Source organism: Streptomyces sp. ICC4 (genome assembly GCF_003287915.1).
In the GTDB taxonomy this organism is placed as follows: Bacteria; Actinomycetota; Actinomycetes; order Streptomycetales; family Streptomycetaceae; genus Streptomyces; species Streptomyces tritrimontium.
Genome location: NZ_CP030286.1, coordinates 2,372,082 through 2,387,096 on the forward strand (window position 1 = coordinate 2,372,082; position 15,015 = coordinate 2,387,096).

Below are 15,015 nucleotides of genomic sequence, written 5' to 3' on the forward strand. Positions count from 1 at the left end.
CGAGACGTCCCGGGTCGGACGGGACGGCCGGGTCGGACGGGACGGCCGGGGCGGGAGCGCGGCCGGGTCTGCCCCCGTCCGGCCCACGCGTCCGGCCCACACGTCCGGCCCACACGTCCGGCCTACGCGTCCGGCCTACGCGTCCGGCCGGACGACCGCCTTGATCGGCATCGAGCCCGCGCCCGCCATCGTGACGTTGCGCCCGGGGCGGGGCGCGTGGATGATCGCGCCGTCGCCCACATATATCCCGACGTGGCTCGCGTCGTCGAAGTAGATGATCAGATCACCCGGCCGCATGTCCTTGACCGCGACCTTCGTCAGCCGCAACTGCTCCTGCGAGGTGCGCGGGATCCCCCTGCCCGCCGACAGCCAGGCCTGCGAGGTCAGCCCGGAGCAGTCGTACGAGCCCGGGCCCTCCGCGCCCCACACATACGGCTTGCCGAGCTGCGCGGCGGCGTACTGCACGGCCCGCTTGCCCGCCTCGGTGGCCGCCGAACCCGTGGACTCCTTCAGCGCCCCCGACGACAGCCAGGTCGTCTGCGCCTTGTACTGCGCTTCCTGCTCCAGCTGCAGCAGCCGGGCCTTCTGCTCGGCCTCCAGCTTGCTCTCGAGCTCCTCCGCCGCCTTGATCTTCTCCTCGATCTGCTTCTTCGAGGCCTCCTGCTTGAGCCGGTTGGCCTCCAGCGTGTCCCAGTGCGCGCTCGCGTCCTTCGCGTACTGCTGCAAGTCGCTCTGGGTCCGGTTCAGTTCGGAGAGCAGGTCCGAGGTCGCCTTCTCGCCCTGGCGCAGCCGGTCCGCGCCGTCCAGGAACTGCACCGGGTCGTTGCTCAGGGCCAGCTGCGCGCCCGGCGGCAGCCCGCCCGAGCGGTACTGGGCGCGGGCGGCCGCGCCCGCGCGGCTCTTCAGCCCGGTGATGCGCGCCTGGCCGGCGACGACCAGCTTGGCGATCTCGACGATCTTGTCGGATTGGGTCTTGGTCTCCCCCTCCGCGAGGTTGAAGGCGTCCGTCGCGGCGCCGGCCTCGCGGTAGAGGTCCTCTATGTCTTTGCGGACCTGGTCGAGGGACTTGCCCTGCTGGGGGTCCGGTGCCGCGAACGCCGTGCCCGACAGCAGGCCGGGCGCGCTCAGCAGCGCGGTCGCGCAGAGCAGTGTGAGGGCGAGCGATCCCCGTCGTCGTTTCCTCATGGTCCCCCCAGACACAGGATTGACTAATCGTCAGTAACTTGTCGTTGCCTTCGGGATGGTGCCATGAGTCGGTGAATTCCAACACCCTTGTGGATATCCACCCGATGCGTCCCGGTCGTCCCCCGCCACCCCTACCGACCCAAGGGTCACCCCCCTACGGCACCAACATCACCCCGAAGGCCTCAACGCTTCCCACCGCACCGTCAGTTCCCCCTGACGCCACCGCACCGGCCCGTCCGCCAGCGGCCAGTCCGCGGCCAGCGCCCGCGCCGTGCGGATCCAGCGCTGGCGCGCCCCGTACGAGGCGTAGGGGGCGGCCGCCGCCCACGCCCGGTCGAAATCGCGCAGGAACGCGTGCACCGGCTCACCCGGCACATTGCGGTGGATCAGCGCCTTCGGCAGCCTCTCCGCCAGGTCCGAGGGGCGCTCCAGGGAGCCCAGCCGGGTCGCGAAGGTCACCGTGCGCGCCCCCTCCGGCCCCAACGCGACCCACACGTGCCGCCGCCCGATCTCGTCGCAGGTCCCCTCCACCAGCAGACCGTCCGGGGCCAGTCGCGAGCGCAGCCGCTCCCACACTGCCTCGACCTGGTCCTCGTCGTACTGGCGCAGCACGTTCGCCGCGCGGATCAGCGCCGGCCGGACCCCGCCCTCCAGCGGCACCTCGAACCCGCCGTGCCGAAAGCTCAGCCCCTCGCGCTCGTACGGCTTCGCGCCCGCGACCCGCGCCGGTTCGATCTCGATGCCGACCACCCGCACCCGCGGAGCCGCCTCCCGCAGCCGCGCGAGCAGTTCCACCGCCGTCCAGGGCGCGGCCCCGTAGCCCAGGTCCACCGCGACCGGATCGTCCGCGCGCCGCAGCGCCGCCCCGTGCGTCGCCGCGATCCAGCGGTCCATGCGGCGCAGACGGTTCGGGTTCGTGGTCCCGCGCGTCACCGTGCCGACGGGGCGACGAGGGGGAGGGGTGGAGCGGGAAGCCATGTGCAGAGAGTAAGCGGAGCGCTCCCGCGCGATAAAAATCCGGCAAACGGCCAAGGAATCCCGCCGCCCCCGGAATGCGGGGCACGGCCATCCGGGTTGCACTCCTCAGTAGGGCGCCGACCGCGCTCCCCGCGTCATGCCGTCCGAGCGAGAGGAACTGCTCCCTTGAGCCAGTACGTGTCCCGCCTCGGCGGCCGGATCGCCGCGGCCCGGTCCGCCACCCGCCACGAGCCGCCCCGCCTGCGGCTGCCCGCCGGCGTCGGCGGACACCGCAAGCCGCGCCGCGTCGCCATGCTCAGCGTGCACACCTCACCGCTGCACCAGCCCGGCACCGGCGACGCCGGCGGCATGAACGTGTACATCGTCGAGCTGGCCAAGCGCCTCGCCGCGATCAACATCGAGGTCGAGATCTTCACCCGGGCCACCACCGGGGGCCTGGCACCCGTCGTCGAGCTCGCGCCCGGAGTCCTCGTACGGCACGTGGACGCGGGCCCGTACGAGGGCCTGGCCAAGGAGGAGCTGCCCGCCCAGCTCTGCGCCTTCACCCACGGCGTGATGCAGGCCTGGGCCGGCCACCGCCCCGGCTACTACGACCTCGTCCACTCCCACTACTGGCTCTCCGGCCACGTCGGCTGGCTCGCGGCCGAGCGCTGGGGCGTCCCCCTCGTGCACGCCATGCACACCATGGCCAAGGTCAAGAACGCCGCGCTCGCCGAGGGCGACACCCCCGAGCCCGCCGCCCGCGTCATCGGCGAGACGCAGATCGTCAACGCCGCCGACCGCCTCATCGCGAACACCGCCGAGGAGGCCGACGAGCTCGTCCGGCACTACGAGGCCGACCCGGGCAAGGTGGCCGTCGTCCACCCCGGAGTGAACCTCGAACGCTTCACCGTCGCCGACGGCCGGGCCGCCGCCCGCGCCCGCCTCGGTCTCCCGCAGGACGCCGTCATCCCGCTCTTCGCGGGCCGCATCCAGCCCCTCAAGGCCCCCGACATCCTGCTGCGGGCCGTCGCGGAGCTCGTGGACCGGGATCCGGCGCTGCGCACCCGGCTGTTCGTGCCCGTCGTCGGCGGGCCGAGCGGCAGCGGGCTCGCCAAGCCGGAGGGGCTGCAGAAGCTCGCCGCGAAGCTCGGCATCGCGGACCTCGTCCACTTCCACCCGCCGGTGGCGCAGGACGCGCTCGCGGACTGGTTCCGGGCGGCGTCCGTCCTGGTCATGCCCTCCTACAGCGAGTCCTTCGGGCTGGTCGCCATAGAGGCCCAGGCCACCGGAACGCCCGTACTGGCGGCCGCCGTCGGCGGGCTGCCCGTCGCCGTCGACGACGGGGTGACGGGGATCCTCGTACCCGGACACGATCCGGTGGACTACGCCCGCGAGCTACGGCGCTTCGTGGACGAGCCCGCCCTCGCGGACGTGATGGGCGCGGCGGCGGCGCGGCACGCGCAGTTCTTCGGCTGGGACACCGCCGCGAGCGGCACGGCCGACGTGTACACCGCGGCGATGCATGATCACCGCCGTCACGTACGCTCCCACCATGGCTGACGCTGACACCGCCGGGATCATCGAAGCGACCCTGACCGGCTCGGAGCTGAGCTGGGAGAGCCCCTCACCGGGCACGTACGTCGTCCAGCTCCCCGGCACCCGCAAGCTGAGCACCACCTGCTCGCTCAAGGTCGGCAAGCACTCGCTGTCGGTCAACGCCTTCGTGATCCGCCACCCCGACGAGAACGAGGCGGGCGTCCACCGCTGGCTGCTGGAGCGCAACCTCAAGCTCTACGGCATGGGCTACGCGGTGGACGCGCTCGGAGACGTCTACCTGACGGCCCGCCTCCCCCTGTCCGTGATCACCCCGGACGACCTCGACCGCCTGCTCGGCACGGTCCTGGAGGCGGCGGACGGGGCCTTCAACACCCTGCTGGAGCTGGGCTTCGCCGGCGCGATCCGGCGGGAGTACGAGTGGCGCGTCTCGCGCGGCGAGTCCACCCGCAACCTCGACGCCTTCAAGAACCTCACACAGCCGTCGGCCTGACCCGGTCCGGCCCGGCGGGGTCCGGCTCCGCCGAGGCCGACTCCGCGGCAGCCGGCTCCGCCGTGGCGGCGGGCCCGGGGGAGCCGCCCGGCCCCGCTCCCGCCGCGCCCTCCGCAAGCCCCCGCATCAGCAGCCAGTACCCCAGCGCGGCCACCATCCCCAGCACCGCCGTCGAGCCCCACAGCCACCCCGCGCCGAAGTGCTCGATCGCGAAGCCCGCCATCAGCGGCGCCACCAGCGAGGCCACCGCCCAGGACATCGTGTACATGCCCTGGTAGCGGCCGCGCCCGTGCAGCGGGGAGAGCCGCGCCACCAGGCCCATCTGGGTCGGAGAGTTGACGATCTCGGCCAGCGTCCACACGCAGACGGTCAGCGCCAGGCTCCACACCGAGCCGCCGAAGGCCGTCAGCCCGAAGCCGTACCCGGCCAGCAGCGCCGAGACCACCAGCAGCTTCTGCGGGTCGCGGTGCTCGATGAACCGGGTGACCGGGATCTGCAGCAGCACGATCAGCACGCCGTTGACCCCGATGACCAGCCCGTAGTCGGCCGTCGAGAACCCGGCCGCGCCCATCGCGAGCGGCAGCCCGAACGAACCCTGCATGAAGATCAGCGAGATCAGGAACGACAGCCCGACGACCCCCATGAAGCGCCCGTCCCGCAGCACCGTCCCCAGGCCGATCTCCGGCTCGGCGGCCGCCTTCTCCGCCGCCGTCCGCACCGGCCGCGACTCCGGCAGCTTGATGAACACGAGCACCGCGCAGGCCAGCGTCAGGACCGCCTCGCCGATGAACCCGGCCAGGTAGCTGTGCTCGGCGACGAAGCCCGCCACGGTCGAGCTGACGGCGAAACCGAGGTTGATGGCCCAGTAGTTCAGCGCGAAGGCCCGTACCCGGTCCTCGGGGCGGACGATGTCCGCCATCATCGCCTGCACCGCCGGACGCGAGGCGTTCGAGGTCATGCCGACCAGCAGCGCCACGGCGGCGATCGCCGCCGGGTGCTCCATGAAACCGAGCAGCGCCACCGAGAACGCGGTCGAGGCCTGCGCCGCGACCAGCGTGGGCCGCCGGCCCAGCCGGTCCGTCAGCACGCCGGCGACGAGCGACGACACCACACCGCCGAGCCCGTGCAGGGCCACCACAAGTCCCACGAAGGAGGCCGAATAGCCCCGCTCCAACGTCAGGTACAACGTCATGAATGTGGCGACGAAGGCCCCGAGCCGGTTGACCAGCGTGCTCGTCCAGAGCCACCAGAACTCGCGCGGCAACCCCGACACGCTCTCGCGAGCGGCCCGTCTCAAACTGGCAGCGGACATACGGAATCCCCCCGGCGGCGTAAGTGTCCCTGGAACAGTTCGCACCCTACGGATGGGCGGTCCGCGGAGCCACTCGATTGACGGCCGCCGTCAATCCGGGCCCCTCCACACGCCGTACACACCGCGCGCGGGCGGCCGGGCGCGTCCATTAGGCTCGTACGCATGGCCGACGCACCGTACAAGCTGATCCTCCTCCGCCACGGCGAGAGCGAATGGAACGCGAAGAACCTGTTCACCGGCTGGGTGGACGTCAATCTCAACGAGAAGGGCGAGAAGGAGGCAGTCCGCGGTGGCGAACTCCTGAAGGACGCCGACCTTCTCCCCGACGTGGTTCACACGTCCCTCCAGAAGCGTGCGATCCGCACCGCGCAGATGGCGCTCGAGGCAGCCGACCGCCACTGGATCCCGGTCCACCGCTCCTGGCGCCTGAACGAGCGCCACTACGGCGCCCTCCAGGGCAAGGACAAGGCCCAGACCCTCGCCGAGTTCGGCGAGGAGCAGTTCATGCTGTGGCGCCGCTCGTACGACACCCCGCCGCCGGCGCTCGAGGACGGCACGGAGTTCTCGCAGTCCGAGGACCCGCGCTACGCCTCCATCCCGCCGGAGCTGCGGCCGCGCACCGAGTGCCTCAAGGACGTCGTCGTCCGCATGCTCCCGTACTGGTACGACTCGATCGTCCCGGACCTGCTGGACGGCCGCACCGTCCTGGTCGCCGCGCACGGCAACTCCCTGCGCGCGCTGGTCAAGCACCTCGACGGGGTCTCCGACGCCGACATCGCGGGCCTGAACATCCCGACCGGCATCCCGCTCTCCTACGAGCTGGACGCCGACTTCAAGCCCCTCAACCCGGGCGGCACCTACCTCGACCCGGACGCCGCGGCGGCGGCCATCGAGGCCGTCAAGAACCAGGGCAAGAAGAAGTAGCTATAGCGATAAGCCCCTGACCTGCGCACACGGCGCAGGTCAGGGGTTTTCGTCTACCCCGGGCCCGCTGCGGGCCGGGGGAGGGTGACGTGAGAGACGAGAACGGCCGTTGGAACAGCGTTCGGCGATCTTGCGGGCCGTCTCCGCGCGCCGTTCGGCCGCGTTGGTGCCGTCGATCTGGCCGGCGAAGGCCCGGTACGCCGCAGCCACCAGCGCGTCCGGCGGGTCCGGGTGGGCGCGGCTGACCGCCCACAGGGCCTTCTCGGTCTGCGAGTCGAGGCCCGTCTCGGTGCGGACGCCCCGCCCGGACAGGACCTGCGTCAGGACGCTGTCGAAGTTGCGCCGCAACTGCTCTTTGCCGGGGCGGCCGTGGCGCACGGCTGCTTCCTTCCTCCTGGCCCGGTCCGGCCGGGAACGGTGCGAAGGGCCCCGGCCGACACGGAGGTCGGGCAGGGCCCTTCGGGCGGGTCGAGCAGGGCGGCGGCGGTCAGCCGCCGCACTGGCAGGGGGCGCCGGACTGGCAGCCGCAGCCGCAGCCCGAGCCGCAGCCGCAGGCCGCGAGCAGCGGCAGGCGGAGCGCCTCCGGGGGCTGCGCTTCGTGCTCAGGAGTGATGGGGACGGGGGAATCGGGCATGGATCCTCCTCGTAGGCGGTGTGCCTTCGCCCTCATTCATGCCCAGCCGAACCGGCGCGTCAACGGCGCATTGGGGGCTCGTTGCCGCCCTCGCCGATCGGACGCCCGGCCGCGCCGGCCCGGACGCGCCGACTCAGACGCGCCGACTCAGACGCCCTCGACCTGCGTCGGCGGCTGGAGCTCGTCCGCGTGCTCGCCCGTCACCAGGTAGACGACGCGCTTGGCGACCGACACGGCGTGGTCCGCGAAGCGCTCGTAGTAGCGGCCCAGCAGCGTCACGTCGACGGCCGTCTCGATGCCGTGCTTCCAGCGGTCGTCCATCAGGTGCTGGAACAGCGTGCGGTGCAGCTGGTCCATCTCGTCGTCGTCCTGCTCCAGCTGGAGCGCCAGGTCGACGTCCTTCGTGATGATGACCTCGGCGGCCTTCGCCATCAGGCGCTGCGCCAGCTGCCCCATCTCCAGGATGGTGGCGTGCAGGTCGCGCGGGACCGCGGTGTCCGGGAAGCGCAGCCGCGCCAGCTTCGCCACGTGCTGCGCCAGGTCGCCGGAGCGCTCCAGGTCCGCGCTCATGCGCAGCGAGGTGACGACGATGCGCAGGTCGGTGGCGACCGGCTGCTGGCGCGCGAGCAGCGCGATGGCCCGTGCCTCCAGGTCGTGCTGGAGGTCGTCCACCTTCTGGTCGGCGGCGATGACGCTCTCGGCGAGCTTCAGGTCGGCGTCGAGCATGGAGGTCGTGGCCCGCCCGATGGCGGAACCGACCAGCCGGGCCATCTCGACCAGGCCTTCACCGATCGAGTCCAGTTCCTCGTGGTACGCGTCACGCATGTCTCGTGTCCCTCTCTCGACCTACTGCTACTGCGGTCCTGCTGCCCGGGGGCGGGCCGGTGGGGCCATCGGCCCCACGTTGCCACGGTGAACCTCGAACGCGACCGACTCCGGCACCACAAGTGAATCAACCCCGTCGTCAGGGTGAACTCTGGGCGACGACTGTTCGAGGTGCCACCCGAACGGCTGTGGAAGTGTCGTCATGCCTGCTTAACCTGGAGTCATGGACGTGAACGCGGCGGTCGCCGCAGCTGCAGCGATCGCCGGTCTTTGCACCGGTGTGATCGCGATGCTGGCGTTCCGCTGGAGCGAGCGCGACCAAGCCCGCCCCACCCGGAGCTCCATGCGCCCCGACATCAACGCGGTGCTCCCACCAGGCGTGGACACGGTCCTCTCCGTGCTCCGCTCCTCCGCCGTCGTCCTCGACGAGGGCGACGCGGTGGTCAAGGCCAGCTCGGCGGCATATGCCCTCGGCCTGGTCCGCGGCGGCAAGCTGGCCGTGGAGCCCATGCTCCACATGGCCCGCGACACCCGCCGCGACGGAGAGATACGCCAGGTCGAGCTCGACCTGCCCCGGCGCGGCACCGGCCGCGGCGAAGCGCTCGCCGTATCGGCGCGCGTCGCCCCGCTCGGCTCCCGCCTGGTGCTCCTCCTGGTCGAGGACCTCACCGAGGCACGCCGCATCGAGGCCGTGCGCCGCGACTTCGTCGCGAACGTGTCGCACGAGCTCAAGACCCCGGTCGGCGCGATCTCCCTGCTGTCCGAGGCCGTCATGGACGCCTCGGACGACCCCGAGGCCGTGCACCGCTTCGCCGGCCGCATGCAGATCGAGGCCACCCGCCTGATCAACCTCGTACAAGAACTCATCGACCTCTCCCGGGTACAGAACGACGACCCCCTGGAGGACGCGGAGCCCGTCCGCGTGGACACGCTCGTGGCCGAGGCCATCGACCGCTGCCGCCACACGGCCTCCGCGAAACAGATCACCATGGCCGCCGGCGGCACCGCCGACCTGCGGGTATGGGGAAACCGGGGGCAGCTCGCGGCCGCCCTCGGAAACCTGGTCGAGAACGCCGTCAACTACAGCCCCGCCCGCACCCGCGTCGGCATCGCCGCGCGCCGGGTCACCGCGCCGGGTGGAGACTTGATCGAGATAGCCGTGACCGACCAGGGCATCGGCATCCCGGAAAAGGACCGCGAGCGCATCTTCGAACGCTTCTACCGCGTCGACCCGGCCCGCTCCCGCGCCACGGGAGGAACCGGCCTGGGCCTCGCGATCGTGAAGCACGTAGCGGCTTCGCACGGCGGGGAGGTGTCGGTATGGAGCTCGGAGGGCCAGGGTTCCACCTTCACCCTGCGACTCCCCGAAGCGGCCGCGCCGGCCCCGGCGACGGCCTCCGCCCCCGCCACCCCCCAGCTCGAACCTCACACCGCACCAGCCATCCCTGCCCCGGAGGTCCTTCCGTGACCCGAGTGCTCGTCGTCGAGGATGAGGAATCCTTCAGCGACGCCCTGTCCTACATGCTCCGCAAGGAGGGCTTCGAGGTCGCGATCGCCGCGACCGGGCCCGACGGGCTCGACGAGTTCGAGCGCAACGGCGCCGACCTCGTCCTCCTCGACCTGATGCTCCCCGGCCTGCCCGGCACGGAGGTCTGCCGGCAGCTGCGCGGCCGCTCCAACGTCCCCGTGATCATGGTGACCGCCAAGGACAGCGAGATCGACAAGGTCGTCGGGCTGGAGATAGGAGCCGACGACTACGTCACGAAGCCCTTCTCCTCGCGGGAGCTGGTCGCCCGCATCCGCGCGGTCCTGCGCCGCCGCGGCGAGCCGGAGGAGGTCACCCCGGCGGCCCTGGAGGCGGGCCCCGTCCGCATGGACGTCGACCGCCACGTGGTCACCGTCTCCGGAGCCAAGGTGGACCTCCCGCTGAAGGAGTTCGACCTGCTGGAGATGTTGCTGCGCAACGCGGGCCGCGTGCTGACCCGCATGCAGCTCATCGACCGGGTCTGGGGCGCCGACTACGTCGGCGACACCAAGACCCTCGACGTCCACGTCAAGCGCCTGCGCGCCAAGATCGAGCCCGACCCGGGCGCGCCCCGCTACCTGGTCACGGTCCGCGGCCTCGGCTACAAGTTCGAGCCGTAAGCCGTAGCCGTAGCCATAGCCGTACCGTGGGCACCCCGTGGAAGCCGTACGGCAACGGCCCCCGTCCGCATCGAGCGGACGGGGGCCGTTGCCGTGTGTACGGTGCTGCGCGCCTCAGTGGCCGGCGCTGGGGGACGAGGACCCGGACGGGCTGCCCGCGGGGCTGCCCGAGGCCGAGCCGGACGGCGTGGCCCCCGGCGAGCCGGAGGGGGTGCCCGAGGGGCTGCCGGACGGGCTGCCCGAGGGGCTGGCGCCCGCGGCCGGGGCCTCGGTGGCGCCGACGCCCGCGTACATGCCGGTCGCCGGGACGACGAAGGCCTCCAGCGCCACGTCACCCGTGGAGCTGAGCTGGAAGACGACCTTCTGCGCGTCGCCGTCCAGGACGGACTCGCTGCCGCTGGAGATGATGGCGGAGGCGTTGCCCTTGCCGCCCAGGACCACGGAGCCGCCGGCCGGTACGACCAGCTTGGACGCGCCGCCCGCGGGCTTCACCGTCACGGTGGCCTTGCCACCCGGAAGAGTGATGGCGTCGACGGTCTGATCCTTGGTACCGGCGTTGAACAGCGTCGCTGCGACGGCGGCCGGGCCCTTCTTGTTCTTCTCCTGCGTGACCACCAGGGCGTTCTGAATCTTGATGTCGCCCTTGGTGACGGCGGCGTTGTCCGGCTTGACCTGGAGAGTCTGCGCATCCTGGCCCGCACCGCAGGCGGCCAGCGAGGCGATCGAGAACACGACGGCGGTGGCGGCGAGGGCGCCGCGTCGAAGGCTGCGGCTCACGGCGGCGGCTTCTCCTTGGACGTACGAATCGGAAGGGTGGACTCCCCCGGTCGTCGCAGGGAGGGGCCCCTCGGGAACGGCCGAAGTAAAGCCGCTCTAAGGGGGTGCAGCGCGCTTAGGTTACCGAGCCGTCGCCCCGCGCCCGCACCCGACCCTCCGCAGCGCGGGGGCCGCCCTGTCCGGGTCGTGTCCCGGCGCCGCCGCGGCCGGGTGATCTTTGCATTCGGGGAAATGGCCGATGGACGTCCGATGATCAATTTCCGGATTCCTTCGAACACCGCCGGTGATCGAATTCCGGATTGGGCCGGAACGCGCCCCGCCGGGGCGGTCGCCAGTCGAACGGAGTAGTTCGGTTTCCCGCCCCGGAAACCGGCAAAACAGGACGTACGTCACACCGGCGGGGGTCTTGGCCGGGCGCGGCGCGGCCGATTCGGTCGGTCCGCACAGAGCCTCCGACCTGCGAATACCCTCTCCCGGAAGCCTCCCGCAGCACGTTCCTGTCCGTGTTGTCAAGCCCCGAGATGTGCCCTGACCTGCGAAAACGCCATTCATAACGGTCGATTCTCGTGTTACCCTGGATAGCCACGGAAGGGGTACCTGTCACATGACGTTCAAGGTTGGCGACACCGTGGTCTATCCCCATCACGGGGCCGCGCTGATCGAGGCCATTGAGACTCGCCAGATCAAAGGCGTGGACAAGACCTACTTGGTGCTCAAGGTCGCCCAGGGCGACCTGACCGTTCGCGTGCCTGCGGACAATGCGGAGTTCGTCGGCGTTCGCGACGTAGTCGGCCAGGACGGCCTGGAACGGGTCTTCGAGGTGCTCCGCGCACCGTTTGCCGAAGAGCCCACGAACTGGTCACGGCGCTACAAGGCAAATCTGGAGAAGCTCGCTTCTGGCGATGTCATCAAGGTCGCCGAAGTCGTGCGCGACCTGTGGCGTCGTGAGCGTGAGCGCGGGCTTTCCGCGGGCGAGAAGCGCATGCTCGCGAAGGCGCGCCAGATCCTGGTGAGCGAGCTCGCGCTCGCCGAGAACACCAACGAGGACAAGGCGGAAGCCCTCCTCGACGAGGTGCTCGCGTCCTGACGCGATCACCCGTACGCCCCGGTCACGCACAGTCGCCCGGTCGTACATAGAGTTGTGCCGCGGTGCCCGATGACAAGGAAACTTGTTGCCGGGCGCTGCGGCATGTCTGTATCCACTGCCTGTTGATATCCACTGCCTGTCGACAACTCGACCTGTTGACAACAAGATCCGTTGACAACACCTGTGCTGAACAAGCCGACATCGTTCACTGGCGTGCCGGGTCCGGGCAGCCGACTCGACCGGTCGTCACGGAAGGGGCGAGGGCGTCGCACCCGGCACCCTTCAGGCCATACCCATGTCGGCCGAAGTCACAAACCTGGCTCGGAGCTACTGATGTCTGACGAATCGCGCCCCCATCGCACCGCCGCGGTGATCCCGGCCGCCGGCCGCGGGGTCCGGCTCGGTCCCGGCGCCCCCAAGGCCCTGCGGACCCTGGGCGGACTGCCCATGCTCATCCACGCCGTCCGCGCCATGGCGCGCTCCCGCGCCGTCTCCCTCGTGGTCGTCGTCGCCCCGCCGGCCGACACCGTAGAGGTGCGCCGCATGCTCGACGAGCACGCGCTGCCCGACCGCACGGAGGTCCTGGTCGTCGCCGGCGGCGAAACCCGCCAGCAGTCCGTGCGCGCCGGCCTCGCCGCCCTCCCGGCCGACATCACCGCCGTACTCATCCACGACGCGGCCCGCCCGCTCGTCCCCGTGGACACCGTCGACTCCATCGTCGAGGCCGTCCGCGACGGCGCCCCCGCCGTCGTGCCCGCCATGCCGCTGGCCGACACCGTCAAGGAGGTCGAGCCGGGCCGGCCCGGCGAACCCGAGCCGGTCGTCGCCACCCCCGTCCGGGCCCGGCTGCGCGCCGTACAGACCCCGCAGGGCTTCGACGTGGCCACGCTGCTGCGCGCGCACGAGAAGCTCGCGGCGGGCACGGCCGACGGCGAGGGCGCCACAGACGACGCCGGGATGGTGGAACAGCTCGGCGTCACCGTCGTGGTGGTCCCCGGACACGAAGAGGCCTTCAAGGTCACCCGCCCGCTCGACCTGGTCCTCGCCGAGGCCGTACTCGCCCGCAGGAGGGCCACCGATGCCTACTAGTCCCGACAGCGCCGCCGCCGGCGCCGCCCGTACCGACGCCCCCGTGATCCCGCTCGTCGGCATCGGCACCGACGTCCACGCCTTCGAGACCGGCCGCGAGCTGTGGTGCGCCGGCCTGCTCTGGGAGGGAGAGGACGGCCTCGCCGGCCACTCCGACGGCGACGTCGCCGCGCACGCCGCCTGCGACGCCCTCTTCTCCGCCGCCGGAGTCGGCGACCTCGGCGCCCACTTCGGCACCTCGCGCCCCGAGTGGTCCGGCGCCGCCGGGATCACGCTGCTGGCCGAGGCCGCCCGCATCGTCCGCGCCGAAGGCTTCGAGATCGGCAACATCGCCATCCAGGTGATCGGCGTACGCCCCAAGATCGGCAAGCGGCGCGAAGAAGCACAGAAGACGCTCACCGCCGCGGCGGGCGCCCCCGTCTCGCTCTCCGGCACCACCACCGACGGACTGGGCCTCACCGGCCGCGCCGAAGGCCTCGCCGCCATCGCCACGGCCCTCGTCTACCGGACGAACCGGGCCTAGTACCCCGTACGGGGGCCGCTCCCGCGGCTCTTCGACAACAAAGCGGGCCCCGCGTACCGAAAGGGTCGCGGGGCACTGCTACGGGCGCACTACCCTGGATGCCGTGACTATTCGCCTGTACGACACCAGCGCCCGGCAGATCCGTGACTTCATCCCGCTCGTTCCGGGCTGCGTCTCGATCTACCTCTGCGGCGCCACCGTGCAGGCGGCTCCGCACATCGGTCACGTCCGCTCGTACCTGAACTTCGACATCGCCCGCCGCTGGTTCACCCACCGCGGGCTCGACGTCACCTTCATCCGCAACGTCACCGACATCGACGACAAGATCATCGCGAAGGGTGAGGCCCAGGGCCGCCCCTGGTGGTCCATCGGCTACGAGAACGAGCGCGCCTTCAACGACGGCTACAACGCGCTGGGCTGCCTCCCGCCCACGTACGAGCCGCGCGCCACCGGCCACGTGCCGGAGATGATCGAGATGATGCGCGGGCTCATCGAGCGCGGCCACGCCTACGTCGCCGACGGCAGCGTCTACTTCGACGTGCGCTCCTTCCCCGGCTACCTGGAGCTCTCCAACCAGGACATCGACGACCTGCGCCAGCCCGCCGAGTCGGGCATCACCGGCAAGCGCGACCCGCGCGACTTCGCCATGTGGAAGGCCTCCAAGCCCGGCGAGCCCGACTGGGAGACCCCGTGGGGCCGCGGCCGTCCCGGCTGGCACCTCGAGTGCTCCGCGATGGCGCACAAGTACCTCGGCAGCGCCTTCGACATCCACGGCGGCGGGCTCGACCTGATCTTCCCGCACCACGAGAACGAGATCGTCCAGGCCAAGGCCTACGGCGACGAGTTCGCGAAGTACTGGATGCACAACGCCTGGGTCACCCTCTCCGGCGAGAAGATGTCCAAGTCGCTCGGCAACTCCGTCCTCGTCTCCGAGATGCTCAAGGTCTGGCGCCCGATCGTCCTGCGCTACTACCTCGGCACTCCGCACTACCGCTCGATGATCGAGTACAGCGTGGAGTCCCTGCGCGAGGCCGAGTCCGGCTTCGCCCGCATCGAGGGCTTCATCCAGCGCGTCATCGAGAAGGCCGGCAAGACCGTCGAGCCCGCCGCCGAGGTCCCGCCCGCCTTCGCCGAGGCCATGGACGACGACCTGGGCGTCCCGCAGGCGCTCGCCATCATCCACACCACCGTCCGCCAGGGGAACAGCGCGCTCGCCGCCGACGACAAGGACGCGGCCATCGCGCGCCTGTCGGAGGTACGGGCCATGCTGGGCGTCCTCGGCCTCGACCCCCTCGACCCGCACTGGGCGGGCGAAGCCGACCGCGGCGAGGACCTCCACGGAGCCGTGGACACCCTCGTGCGCCTGGTCCTGGAGCAGCGCGAGTCCGCCCGCGCCCGCAAGGACTGGGCCACCGCCGACGCCATCCGCGACCAGCTGCAGCAGTCCGGCCTCGTCATCGAGGACAGCCCCACGGGCCCCCGCTGGACGCTCGGCCCCCGCTGAGCC

Annotated in this window: 16 protein-coding genes; 9 read left to right on the top strand and 7 right to left on the bottom strand. The window is 71.4% G+C overall.

Features of this window, described 5'->3' with window-relative positions; all coding sequences use genetic code 11:
- Positions 1–135: 135 nt before the first annotated feature.
- Both DRB89_RS11020 and DRB89_RS11025 read right to left on the bottom strand, forming a co-directional pair.
- The gene (locus DRB89_RS11020; RefSeq protein WP_112449132.1) at positions 136–1,185 is read right to left on the bottom strand and encodes a C40 family peptidase; all 1,050 of its coding nucleotides are present in this window, start codon (positions 1,183–1,185) and stop codon (positions 136–138) included.
- A 168-nt stretch (positions 1,186–1,353) separates the two neighbouring features.
- Positions 1,354–2,163, bottom strand: coding sequence for a class I SAM-dependent methyltransferase (locus tag DRB89_RS11025; protein ID WP_204357744.1), 810 nt, complete (start codon positions 2,161–2,163; stop codon positions 1,354–1,356).
- 165 nt (positions 2,164–2,328) lie between these two features.
- Between DRB89_RS11025 and mshA the strand changes: the two genes are divergently transcribed.
- The gene (gene mshA / locus DRB89_RS11030) at positions 2,329–3,705 is read left to right on the top strand and encodes a D-inositol-3-phosphate glycosyltransferase (protein ID WP_204357745.1); all 1,377 of its coding nucleotides are present in this window, start codon (positions 2,329–2,331) and stop codon (positions 3,703–3,705) included.
- On the top strand, positions 3,698–4,192 hold the full coding sequence (locus DRB89_RS11035; protein WP_112453473.1) for a YbjN domain-containing protein: 495 nt from the start codon (positions 3,698–3,700) through the stop codon (positions 4,190–4,192). Before mshA ends, DRB89_RS11035 begins: the two co-directional genes overlap by 8 nt.
- Here the strand turns inward: DRB89_RS11035 and DRB89_RS11040 are convergent.
- Positions 4,173–5,504: an MFS transporter gene (locus tag DRB89_RS11040; RefSeq protein WP_112449134.1), complete on the bottom strand. Its 1,332-nt coding sequence runs from the start codon at positions 5,502–5,504 to the stop codon at positions 4,173–4,175. The two genes, DRB89_RS11035 and DRB89_RS11040, sit on opposite strands and share 20 nt — an antisense overlap.
- Positions 5,505–5,666: 162 nt before the next feature.
- Here DRB89_RS11040 and DRB89_RS11045 point away from each other — a divergent pair, with 162 nt between their 5' ends.
- The gene (locus DRB89_RS11045) at positions 5,667–6,428 is read left to right on the top strand and encodes a phosphoglyceromutase (RefSeq protein ID WP_112449135.1); all 762 of its coding nucleotides are present in this window, start codon (positions 5,667–5,669) and stop codon (positions 6,426–6,428) included.
- Between the two features lie 39 nt (positions 6,429–6,467).
- Here the strand turns inward: DRB89_RS11045 and DRB89_RS43680 are convergent, their stop codons facing one another.
- The 3 genes from DRB89_RS43680 to phoU form a co-directional block, all read right to left on the bottom strand.
- Positions 6,468–6,806 (bottom strand): hypothetical protein, encoded by a 339-nt coding sequence (locus DRB89_RS43680; protein WP_204357746.1) that lies wholly within the window; start codon positions 6,804–6,806, stop codon positions 6,468–6,470.
- Between the two features lie 109 nt (positions 6,807–6,915).
- Positions 6,916–7,062, bottom strand: a complete 147-nt coding sequence (locus tag DRB89_RS43685; RefSeq protein WP_204357747.1) for a hypothetical protein — start codon at positions 7,060–7,062, stop codon at positions 6,916–6,918.
- A gap of 147 nt (positions 7,063–7,209) precedes the next feature.
- Positions 7,210–7,887: a phosphate signaling complex protein PhoU gene (gene phoU, locus DRB89_RS11055; protein WP_112449136.1), complete on the bottom strand. Its 678-nt coding sequence runs from the start codon at positions 7,885–7,887 to the stop codon at positions 7,210–7,212.
- 223 nt (positions 7,888–8,110) lie between these two features.
- On the opposite strand from phoU, the gene DRB89_RS11060 reads away from it, so the two are divergent.
- Both DRB89_RS11060 and DRB89_RS11065 read left to right on the top strand, forming a co-directional pair.
- Positions 8,111–9,355, top strand: a complete 1,245-nt coding sequence (locus tag DRB89_RS11060; RefSeq protein ID WP_112463259.1) for an ATP-binding protein — start codon at positions 8,111–8,113, stop codon at positions 9,353–9,355.
- On the top strand, positions 9,352–10,032 hold the full coding sequence (locus DRB89_RS11065; protein WP_086575133.1) for a response regulator transcription factor: 681 nt from the start codon (positions 9,352–9,354) through the stop codon (positions 10,030–10,032). Before DRB89_RS11060 ends, DRB89_RS11065 begins: the two co-directional genes overlap by 4 nt.
- A 114-nt stretch (positions 10,033–10,146) precedes the next feature.
- Here the strand turns inward: DRB89_RS11065 and DRB89_RS11070 are convergent, their stop codons facing one another.
- Positions 10,147–10,809: a DUF461 domain-containing protein gene (locus DRB89_RS11070; protein WP_112451968.1), complete on the bottom strand. Its 663-nt coding sequence runs from the start codon at positions 10,807–10,809 to the stop codon at positions 10,147–10,149.
- Positions 10,810–11,413: 604 nt separating this feature from the next.
- On the opposite strand from DRB89_RS11070, the gene DRB89_RS11080 reads away from it, so the two are divergent.
- The 4 genes from DRB89_RS11080 to cysS all read left to right on the top strand — a co-directional run bounded on the left by DRB89_RS11080 (position 11,414) and on the right by cysS (position 15,012).
- Positions 11,414–11,896, top strand: a complete 483-nt coding sequence (locus DRB89_RS11080; RefSeq protein WP_112451967.1) for a CarD family transcriptional regulator — start codon at positions 11,414–11,416, stop codon at positions 11,894–11,896.
- 333 nt (positions 11,897–12,229) lie between these two features.
- A complete protein-coding gene (ispD, locus tag DRB89_RS11085; RefSeq protein WP_112451966.1) occupies positions 12,230–12,985 on the top strand; it encodes a 2-C-methyl-D-erythritol 4-phosphate cytidylyltransferase in 756 nt (251 codons plus the stop codon).
- A complete protein-coding gene (ispF, locus tag DRB89_RS11090) occupies positions 12,975–13,508 on the top strand; it encodes a 2-C-methyl-D-erythritol 2,4-cyclodiphosphate synthase (protein ID WP_112451965.1) in 534 nt (177 codons plus the stop codon). The genes ispD and ispF overlap by 11 nt, the downstream gene beginning before the upstream one ends.
- 103 nt (positions 13,509–13,611) lie before the next feature.
- The gene (gene cysS, locus DRB89_RS11095) at positions 13,612–15,012 is read left to right on the top strand and encodes a cysteine--tRNA ligase (RefSeq protein WP_112451964.1); all 1,401 of its coding nucleotides are present in this window, start codon (positions 13,612–13,614) and stop codon (positions 15,010–15,012) included.
- The last annotated feature ends 3 nt before the right edge of the window (positions 15,013–15,015 follow it).

Excerpts from the sequence above, each read along its gene's own strand:
- DRB89_RS43685 (WP_204357747.1), bottom strand. The coding sequence starts at position 7,062 with ATGCCCGATTCCCCCGTCCCCATCACTCCTGAGCACGAAGCGCAGCCC.
- DRB89_RS11020 (WP_112449132.1), bottom strand. The coding sequence starts at position 1,185 with ATGAGGAAACGACGACGGGGATCGCTCGCCCTCACACTGCTCTGCGCG.
- DRB89_RS11035 (WP_112453473.1), top strand. The coding sequence starts at position 3,698 with ATGGCTGACGCTGACACCGCCGGGATCATCGAAGCGACCCTGACCGGC.
- DRB89_RS11045 (WP_112449135.1), top strand. The coding sequence starts at position 5,667 with ATGGCCGACGCACCGTACAAGCTGATCCTCCTCCGCCACGGCGAGAGC.
- phoU (WP_112449136.1), bottom strand. The coding sequence starts at position 7,887 with ATGCGTGACGCGTACCACGAGGAACTGGACTCGATCGGTGAAGGCCTG.
- DRB89_RS11040 (WP_112449134.1), bottom strand. The coding sequence starts at position 5,504 with ATGTCCGCTGCCAGTTTGAGACGGGCCGCTCGCGAGAGCGTGTCGGGG.
- DRB89_RS11025 (WP_204357744.1), bottom strand. The coding sequence starts at position 2,163 with ATGGCTTCCCGCTCCACCCCTCCCCCTCGTCGCCCCGTCGGCACGGTG.
- DRB89_RS11060 (WP_112463259.1), top strand. The coding sequence starts at position 8,111 with ATGGACGTGAACGCGGCGGTCGCCGCAGCTGCAGCGATCGCCGGTCTT.
- ispF (WP_112451965.1), top strand. The coding sequence starts at position 12,975 with ATGCCTACTAGTCCCGACAGCGCCGCCGCCGGCGCCGCCCGTACCGAC.
- ispD (WP_112451966.1), top strand. The coding sequence starts at position 12,230 with ATGTCTGACGAATCGCGCCCCCATCGCACCGCCGCGGTGATCCCGGCC.
- DRB89_RS11080 (WP_112451967.1), top strand. The coding sequence starts at position 11,414 with ATGACGTTCAAGGTTGGCGACACCGTGGTCTATCCCCATCACGGGGCC.